General features: G+C 54.6%; 9 protein-coding genes. All 9 read right to left on the bottom strand.

All coding sequences use genetic code 11. The features are described from left to right. A partial coding sequence (locus ACTG3Z_RS17360; protein ID WP_439144259.1) for a TrbI/VirB10 family protein occupies positions 1-1,230 on the bottom strand: 1,230 nt, incomplete at its 3' end. Further along, positions 1,227-1,925 (bottom strand): TrbG/VirB9 family P-type conjugative transfer protein, encoded by a 699-nt coding sequence (locus ACTG3Z_RS17355; protein WP_439144258.1) that lies wholly within the window; start codon positions 1,923-1,925, stop codon positions 1,227-1,229. The genes ACTG3Z_RS17360 and ACTG3Z_RS17355, both read right to left, overlap by 4 nt. Before the next feature lies 1 nt (position 1,926). After that, entirely contained in the window at positions 1,927-2,580 is a 654-nt protein-coding gene (locus ACTG3Z_RS17350; RefSeq protein ID WP_439144257.1) for a virB8 family protein, read from the bottom strand. A 14-nt stretch (positions 2,581-2,594) separates the two neighbouring features. After that, positions 2,595-3,344, bottom strand: coding sequence for a type IV secretion system protein (locus ACTG3Z_RS17345; protein WP_439144260.1), 750 nt, complete (start codon positions 3,342-3,344; stop codon positions 2,595-2,597). A 92-nt stretch (positions 3,345-3,436) separates the two neighbouring features. Further along, positions 3,437-4,582 (bottom strand): lytic transglycosylase domain-containing protein, encoded by a 1,146-nt coding sequence (locus ACTG3Z_RS17340; RefSeq protein WP_439144256.1) that lies wholly within the window; start codon positions 4,580-4,582, stop codon positions 3,437-3,439. 220 nt (positions 4,583-4,802) lie between these two features. Next, positions 4,803-7,166, bottom strand: a complete 2,364-nt coding sequence (locus tag ACTG3Z_RS17335; RefSeq protein ID WP_439144255.1) for a type IV secretion system protein B4 — start codon at positions 7,164-7,166, stop codon at positions 4,803-4,805. After that, positions 7,156-7,434, bottom strand: coding sequence for a type IV secretion system protein VirB3 (locus tag ACTG3Z_RS17330; protein WP_439144254.1), 279 nt, complete (start codon positions 7,432-7,434; stop codon positions 7,156-7,158). Before ACTG3Z_RS17330 ends, ACTG3Z_RS17335 begins: the two co-directional genes overlap by 11 nt. 9 nt (positions 7,435-7,443) lie before the next feature. Then, positions 7,444-7,734: a TrbC/VirB2 family protein gene (locus tag ACTG3Z_RS17325; RefSeq protein WP_439144253.1), complete on the bottom strand. Its 291-nt coding sequence runs from the start codon at positions 7,732-7,734 to the stop codon at positions 7,444-7,446. Then, a partial coding sequence (locus tag ACTG3Z_RS17320; RefSeq protein ID WP_439144252.1) for a lytic transglycosylase domain-containing protein occupies positions 7,731-8,109 on the bottom strand: 379 nt, incomplete at its 5' end. The genes ACTG3Z_RS17325 and ACTG3Z_RS17320, both read right to left, overlap by 4 nt.

The following is an 8,109-nucleotide window of genomic DNA, read 5'->3' as shown; positions in this document are numbered from 1 at the left end:
AACTTCTGCGGAAGCCTCATCTTCAACCTGAGCGGCAGCAGCGCCGGGCAGGGCGGTTATGAGCGAGATCAGCGCTGCAGAACCGAAGCGTTCGCCAAAACGGGTGTCGACGACACCTGTTACGCCGGAACGACCAAGTTCATCGCCTCCGAACGAGCTAATTGTCACTGTCTGGTTATTGGGCATGATAATTCTATCCCAAGCGACCGTGACCCGCTGTTGGGCAATTTCTACACCAGATTGATAGCGCCCGATCAAGCGTGACCCACGCGGGATCAGAATGCGCGACCCGTCAAAGGAATAGACATCTTCTGAAATTATCGCGCGTATCGCGCCGGGCAATGAACTGTCCAAGGCTGTTTCGGTCACCGCTTGTATCATTGTACCTTGGACGACCGTATTTGCTGGATTGGCGATGACTTCTGCTTGGGTGACTTGGGACGGTAGTGCTCCGTTCACAACGAAATCTTGGATCGCTCCGAGGGTACGTTCGCTGAGGGCGTCAGAGCCATCGGCCCCAGCACCGCCACCAAAGGCAATTGTCGGGGATTCTATGCGGGCTTGCTGGAAGGCCAGTTCTTCTGCACGACGTCGTTCCAGTTCTGCCATTCTGCGTGCTTCGTTCTCTCGTTGAAGCCGAAGCTGTTCCGCCTCCAACAGATCATTTTGAGACGGACTTGATGCGGGTGTTGGCGGCTGAAGCTGGGCAAGCTCAAGGTCCATGCGTAATCGTTCAAGCTCGCGATCTCTCGCCTCAAGTTCATTTTGGAACTGTTCCTGAGCGCTTTCCGAAGACGCCTGAAGAGCAGCAATTTGTTCGCTCAAGGAATTGATGGCATCTGCCGCAGCAGTGTCGTCTTCGACCACTGGCTGCTCGGCGTTCTGCAAGGCTTCGATTTGTGTCTGTAGCGCCGCGAGTTGTGCCAACAATTCCGCATTTGGCTCGACCTGTGTTTCTACGATCTGAACTTCGGGGTCTGGTGGAAGAGGAGGAACAAACGGAGCAATATCACCAAATCCTTCGCCTTCAGATTGGAATTCCTCTGGTTGGGCTGTGGGTAGGGGTAAATCGACCGCTGGCTGCAAAGCCAAATATGCGAACCCTCCTAGCGCTGCGATACCAATGATGCCTGCCGCAGCCACTTTCATAGATGGCCTCTTCCGGGCGGATGAAGAAGAACTGCCTTCCAATGCGGCTAAGCGTTTTTCTAAATCGGGTTGATCGCTCATGATCCTGATCCTCCAGCGCTAGCTTGAATGCAGACCACGTCTTCTCCGAGTCGAAGAACCCATTGGTTGCTGACGCCCGAAACACGCAAAACGCCGTCCTCAATTTGTTGGCTGTTGACCGTGCGTTCACTCCCAGTGGTAGATCGAAAGATCGCAGGGACAGGCGAACTTCGCGGAAACCGGAAATACGTGAAAGTGCCATCGTCCCACACCGACGTTGGGGTGAACTCGGTCTGATCACTGGCTGCATAGTTATAGTTGGGGGCTTGTTGTGCGACCGCATTGGTTGGGCGCACGTTGTCTTCAGGATACCGAAACTGGACAACGTAGTAGGTTGGAGACGATGCTTCTGTCACATTGAAATAGTAGCTGCGCCGATTGGTATAGACCGTGATGTTGGTGTGAACGCCACGTGCGTTTGGCTTGACCGCAAAGGCCCGTCCGCCGGGAACACCATCAAGTTGGAATCCTTCGGTGTCACCGGCGATAATCGACCGGATTGTTTCGCCTTGCCCGAACTCCACTGTCGTTACATGCGTTAAGCTAACGCTCAGACGGTAAACCTGACCGTCCTGATATGTCGCGACGCGCACGCGGTTATCATTACCACCCGAGCGCGGGATGTACTCTGCGAGGGCAGGGGCGGCGATCAAGGTTAGCGCGATAGACAGAATGGTTGGCTTAAGGGCCGTCATATCAGTTCTCCAATCTATCTGAGCGGATTGCGTATTCAATGACGGTGAAACCGAATGGATTGCTCCAGACGTCATCAATCGAACGACGCTCTTCTGGTCTGAATTCAAATAGCAGCGTCGCGGTGAAAAGGCCTGCTTGTACGCCTTGGGGCGATGTAAGACGCTTACGCATCCGAACCTGTGCGCGGTTCACCCCGATCCGATTGATGCTGAGGATTTCGACATCGAGACGACCAGCATCGCCATAAACTTCTGGTGGATAGTTTGGGTTTGCACTGTCCCATAAGGACCGCATGGATGCTTCGGCTGCCCGATCAGAACGTTCTAGAATGCTGCGAACGCGCAAGTCATTGTCGAGTTGGTTGTAGGTTTCACGATCTGTCACGTAGCGGAAGACGACTGACTCGATAATGGCTTCATTCTCGGTCACGCGAACAGCGCCAACCGATGCGTTGGGAAGGGCCATTCCTGTTTCTGGATTATAGGGAACAACAATGGGGTCTGGATCGACATCGAGGATTGCAACAGTAGCAGCTGACAGGCATCCGATAATCCCGAACACCAAACCTGATAGCGCGAGCTTCTGCCAAAGCTGTTCACGTCGCCGCGCGCCGTAAATGAGCTCCTCTTCAACGATGTCAGTTTCCTGTGTCACACCCTGTTCCTTAATCAATCAGCAGTCAGAGTGGGGAGCGTGAAATCCATGAACTGCTGCTCTTCCGCGAGCGTCGCTGCATCCAGAACGCCCGCTTGGCCCGACCCAACGGTCTGCACAGCCTCCAACTGCCATTGTGCGACCAAGGCGATTGCAAGTTCGGCTGTGACACGGGTGTTGAGGTCAACGCTGTCTTTAAGCTCTTCCATATCGCCGATCATGCCGACGAGACGGTCTACGCGCTCCAGCGATTGGCCCGCTTTTTCATAACTGTTCTGGGCAGCGGCAGACATGACAGCACCTGTGGTTGCTTGTTGGGCAATGCGTTTCGCACCAGCCGCCCCGCTGTTTGCCATCTCTGACAAGGTGTCTTCGTCAAACCCCGCATCAGCCAGAACGCGGGTCATTTGTGTCTGGATGCCGGGTGCACCATTGCCCGCCAGTCGAGACCAGTCGCCATTCTTGATGGCATCGATCGTTGCAAGAATGTCGCCGAACTCTTGGTCTAGAATTCCGTTCAACTCAGCTTCAAACTGCGTCGTGATGATTTCTGGGATATCCATCAGTCCGGTAAGGGCTGCGTAGGTTTCCTGCAATTTGGCGTACTGCTCGCGCAGGGTGTCGAGTTGGTTCAGTGCTTGCTGCAATTGTTCGTTTTGCAGGACCTCATCTTCGATCATTTGTCGTAGTTGCTGGATTTCTTGTGCAATATTTCGCGTATCAACGGTTGGGACACCCTGCGCAAAGGCAGCGCCGCTCCCCATAAGGCCGGGCGCGGCTATGAAGCCTATCGAGCACAAAACGACGGTTTTGACTGTGGAGCCTAATGTGGCTCCCCTATTTGAAAATGTTTCCATTAGTCGAGTTCCTCCAATGTGAAGTCCATGAATTGATTTTCCCTGAGTTGTGCAGCGGCCATCGCGAGTTCTGCGTCGCTCAGTGGTCGGGTTCGGACGGCCTTGAGGCGGGTCAGGGTCGACACCAAACGAACCAATTCAGCGCGGGCGTAGGTATTGAGGGCGAGGGACTCTTGAACGTCCTGAGTTTGACCGATGCGTCGCACAATGTTCTGAATGCGCAGAGCTGCAGCTTCGACGTTTTGCATCGAGCTGTTGGCGTAAAAGCTGGCACCCGAGCCGGTGATCGACAGGTTCGAATTTGCAAGCAGTGCGGGGTCAATCGTGCCCAAGGCGTCAACGCCACCGACCCTTGCTAGATAGAAATTGTATTTTGCTGGGATGACCTGAACGTAATGCTGCGTTTCTTTGAACGGCGGGACGCCGCCATAGGTCTGAACATTGCCGGGCCCTGCGTTATAGGCAGCAAGGGCATGGATGATGTTGCCATCAAACATGCGCAGCATCTGCGAAAGGTATCGTGCGCCACCCTCGACCTGCAGATATGGGCTGTCATAGTACTCTGGGTTTATGCCCAAATCACCTGCAGTTCCGGGCATGATTTGCGTCAGGCCAAAGGCTCCGACGGGGGATCGCGCTCCAATCGTGAAGCGGCTTTCTTGCCAGATCAGAGCTTGCAGAAGACACCGCCACTGGACGACAGTGAGACCTGCCTGACTTACCCCGGTTAAACCGTGGGTTTCTTGCGCCACGCGGATGATGAGCTGCTCAATATTAAGATTTGCGTCCCCGAACATTTGATTGGCACCGGGATTGCCATCGATAGGGGAATACAAATTGTCGGCCGATTGCTCAGGCAAAGTGCCATCTTCGAGGGTGCTCACCATCGCTGGAATGCCCTGCCCACCAAAACTGGATTGAGCATCGAGTATCTGCTGCAGCACAGCGAGTTGTTCGCGTTCGATTTCGGAAATTGCTTCTGCGGCTGAAAGGCGTTCGGCTTGTGTGGTTAAGTCACTTTCGCGACGCAGGTTGGCCGCTTCGTTTCGGATAAACAGGTTTCCATCCACAGTTGGCACGCCTTGGCTGACTGCGGCAGACGCCCAGATCACTCCAATCGCAGTAACTGTGAAGGATACACGCATTACTGCGCTTCGGTTTGTATGGGCGCGTCCAATGCAACAAAGTTGCAATCCGAAACGGGTGCGGTGCTGGTCGAGACGCGGCCACCAGGTGATTGAAGGAAGCTCAAGCTGTTGGTTGATCGCGCAACGACGTCTCGTTCAAAGCAATTTGCCTTCGGTCCCTGGTAGTCACCGCAGGCACTAAGGCCAAACGCACACAATAGGATGAAAGTGGTTCGTTTCATGAAGTCCTCCAAAAATCTGGACGTTGGCGATAGTCGGCACCCACCAATTGTTCTCCTTTTTCCATCCCGCCGAGGATGGTCAGTAGCGGACCCAAGGCACTGAGGTCAGCGTTGATCACGACCGAACCTTCATCGTCTCTGACGAGCCCAAGCCGAGAATTGCTGCCAGTGGTCAGCAGCACATCGAGTTCTTTGCTTTGAAGATTGAGCATCGCGTAGTCGGACGCGTTCGCCCGAATGTTTGGCAGCAAGATCTGTGTCGGAACGGCCTCCACGATGGTCCTACCCGTGCGGGTTTGTTCCAACTGGCTGGCGTATTGGGTCATCATCACAACGACCGCATTTTGCTTGCGCGCAGTGACAAGCCAATTGGACAAGCGTTCGGAAAAATACCCGTTATCGAGGGCCTTCCAAGCTTCATCGATGATTATGATCGTTGGCTGGCGGTCTTCGATCACACGTTCGACGCGACGGAACAGATAAGACAGGACGGCCATCCGCTCTTTTTCGCTTTCGCTGTCCAAGATGCCTGTAAGGTCAAATCCGACTATATCGCCTTCAAGCGAGAACGTGTCTTCTTTGGTCTGGCCAAAAATCCAGCCGTAACGGCCATCGGCCGTCCATTCCTGCAAGCGCTCATGCAAATCGCCGTCGTCATCGGCGGACACAAACAGCGACGCGAGATCGTGCCAGTTGCGCAGATCAGCGTCAGAGGCAGATGCGTTTTGGCGAACGACCTCTTGGATGCGGTTGGTCTGTGCCGGGGTAAGTGGTTTGTCGGCGCGGTAGAGGAGGGAGGCTAGCCAGTCGGCAAGCCAAGATTGCCCGCGCTCATCAATTTCGGTCCATAGCGGATTAAGGCCTGTTGCTTGACCCGCGTTGATTGCCGCGTAGCGGCCACCGTTTGCACGCACAGCCATTTCCATCCCGAGGCGGTAATCGAATACGAAGATGCGCGCATTTGCCCGCCGTGCTTGGGTCATCAGAAATGCTGACAGGACCGACTTACCTGAGCCGGGACGGCCAAGGATCAGTGTGTGCCCGCCAGTTGGCTCTTTATCAGGTGAGCCATGCTCGTGGTAATTGAACCAATGTGCGGACCGCTCAGGAGTAGGAAACATCGTGATGGTAGTTCCCCACGGAACCTCGTGGCCGCGCTTTCCGAGTGGTGTCCGATGAAAGGCTGCGAAATCAGCGAAGTTCTTGTTGGTGACAGCGGCCTTCCGGCTGCGCTTTGCTGCATTTCCAGGATGCTGGGCAAAGAAGTGGGTTCGGGCGGCGAACGCCTCATTGACCAGGTTCACCCCTTCAATCGCGGCGGTGTTGCGAACTTCGCCTGCAATGGACGTAAGATCGTCAATTGACGATGCGAATACGGTCACGCTCATATGGTGATCGCCAAAACTCAGGCGTTTTGACTCCAGATCATCAAGTGCATCAATCAGCTCTGCCTCTAGCGAGATTGCGCCGTCTTCAGCAGCACGCATGAGGCGTTGTTGCTTCTTGATCCGCCCGGCCATGAGGTTGCTGTTGATCGGGGTGAAGGAGTGCGTGACGACCATGTCGACAGGTAGGTTTAACTCATCAAACATCGTGCAGGATGTTCTCGCGGGATAATTCTTGATGGCGAAACTGGTTCCGAACCGTGAACCAACCGCTCCGTCAGAAACCTCAAAGGTTGCTCCTCTGAATGTGATGCGTGCGTTCGCGACGTCTTGCGACAGGTATCCATATTTTGAGGACGCAAAGAGCGGTAATTCTTGGCCGGTATTCAATCCGCCAAGAAAGCCCAACAACTCGCCCTCGGAGGCAGCCAGTAACCGAGGAGACATGTCTGCGAATGTAGACTTCAGAACCCTGACAACCTCTGCCAACCGGCGCATCCGCTTTGCTGTCTGTTCCTTCAGCTGAAGGACAGATTTCTCGCTGCTGAACAGAATTTTAGAGGCGAGAGGGGGGCGGTTGCTGACCGTGAGTGTCAGAGTTTTATCGCGCAACCCGCTGCCGTGGAGGAATTCTGTCCAGTTTTGATCCACCGTGGCGGCAAAGTCGTCGCCATCAATTGGCGCCAAGGCTGGGTCGATGGCTTTGGAAACTTTGTGAACGTAGAATGAAAATTCGGGCCCGATCTGAGCAATAATAGACGCGAACAGTGCGCGGATCTTGTCGAGTTGATCATCGTCTTTGGTGTAACTGTTCACGCCCTCCAACCGGATGCATTGGAATATTTCGTTTCCCCGCGTCCGAACGGTTAAGTCATCTACGAGGCTCACATAGGGAAGCATGTGGGCCAGTTCTTTTTCTTTCTTCACCCAGTTTGGCAAGAGGGTGAGGGGGTCAAAATCGGTATCACGGGGCATAGCTATCGCCCCCGTGGATTTTGCGGTTGGCTGTTGGAGGTGTTTCTTGCAGCGTTGTGGCAACCACATCCAAGAAATTGGGGTCCCAGTCCGCGGCCTTCCACAAAAGGGGGTAGGTGATCACCGCTATGACGGCGACCACCCAATGCTGAACCCACAAGAAAACGAGAACAGATCCGAACAACCAGACCATCGCATACATGATGGGCAGGCCCAACAGTTTGGGAGGTCGTACGAGGCCCAGAAAAAGACGAGATTGTTCAGCCATTGGGGTCCCCTATGTCGTCCAGATTGCGGCGACGATTGTGGGAGCGGCAGCGATGCCGGCGATGGCCACAACAACCCAAAGGGCTTGCCGGAAATCAAGAATGCCGAAGAGCCATGATAGGAATACGCCGATCAATGCGAGTGTGCCGATAACGATGCCAAGCGGCCCTGTGATAGCGTCAACGATGCCTTGCAGGACGTTCTGAACGGGGGATAGATCAATGGACTGCGCCAAGGCAGGTTGCGCGACCATCAAGAAGAGGGTGCAAAGCGTAACAATTTTTTTTGTGGTTGGCCTCATGAGTTTTCTCCCTCAAGCCTGTTGAATACGGCCAGCACACGGCTGACGTGGTTTTGAGTTTCTCGGTAAGGTGGGATGCCTGCGTATTGGGCGACTGCGTTAGGTCCAGCGTTATATGCGGCTAGGGCCAGTCGGGGGTCGCCAAACTGCTCCAACATCATGAGTAAATACCGCGCAGACCCATCAAGGTTCTGCCGCCAATTGTGGGGGTCGACGCGCAAATCTGAGGCGGTCTCTGGCATCAGTTGGCCCAAACCGATGGCACCAACCCGACTGCGAGCGCTAGGGTTATATGCACTCTCAATTTCAATGTTTGAGCGAAACAATAGCCGCCATTCTGTCACTGAGAGGCCTGCCCGACGTAGGGCAGGGTGG

The organism is Planktotalea sp. (genome assembly GCF_965659345.1).
Classification (GTDB): Bacteria; Pseudomonadota; Alphaproteobacteria; order Rhodobacterales; family Rhodobacteraceae; genus Planktotalea.
Note: the sequence above shows the minus strand (reverse complement) of the source record. Positions and strands in the feature narration are given on the sequence as shown.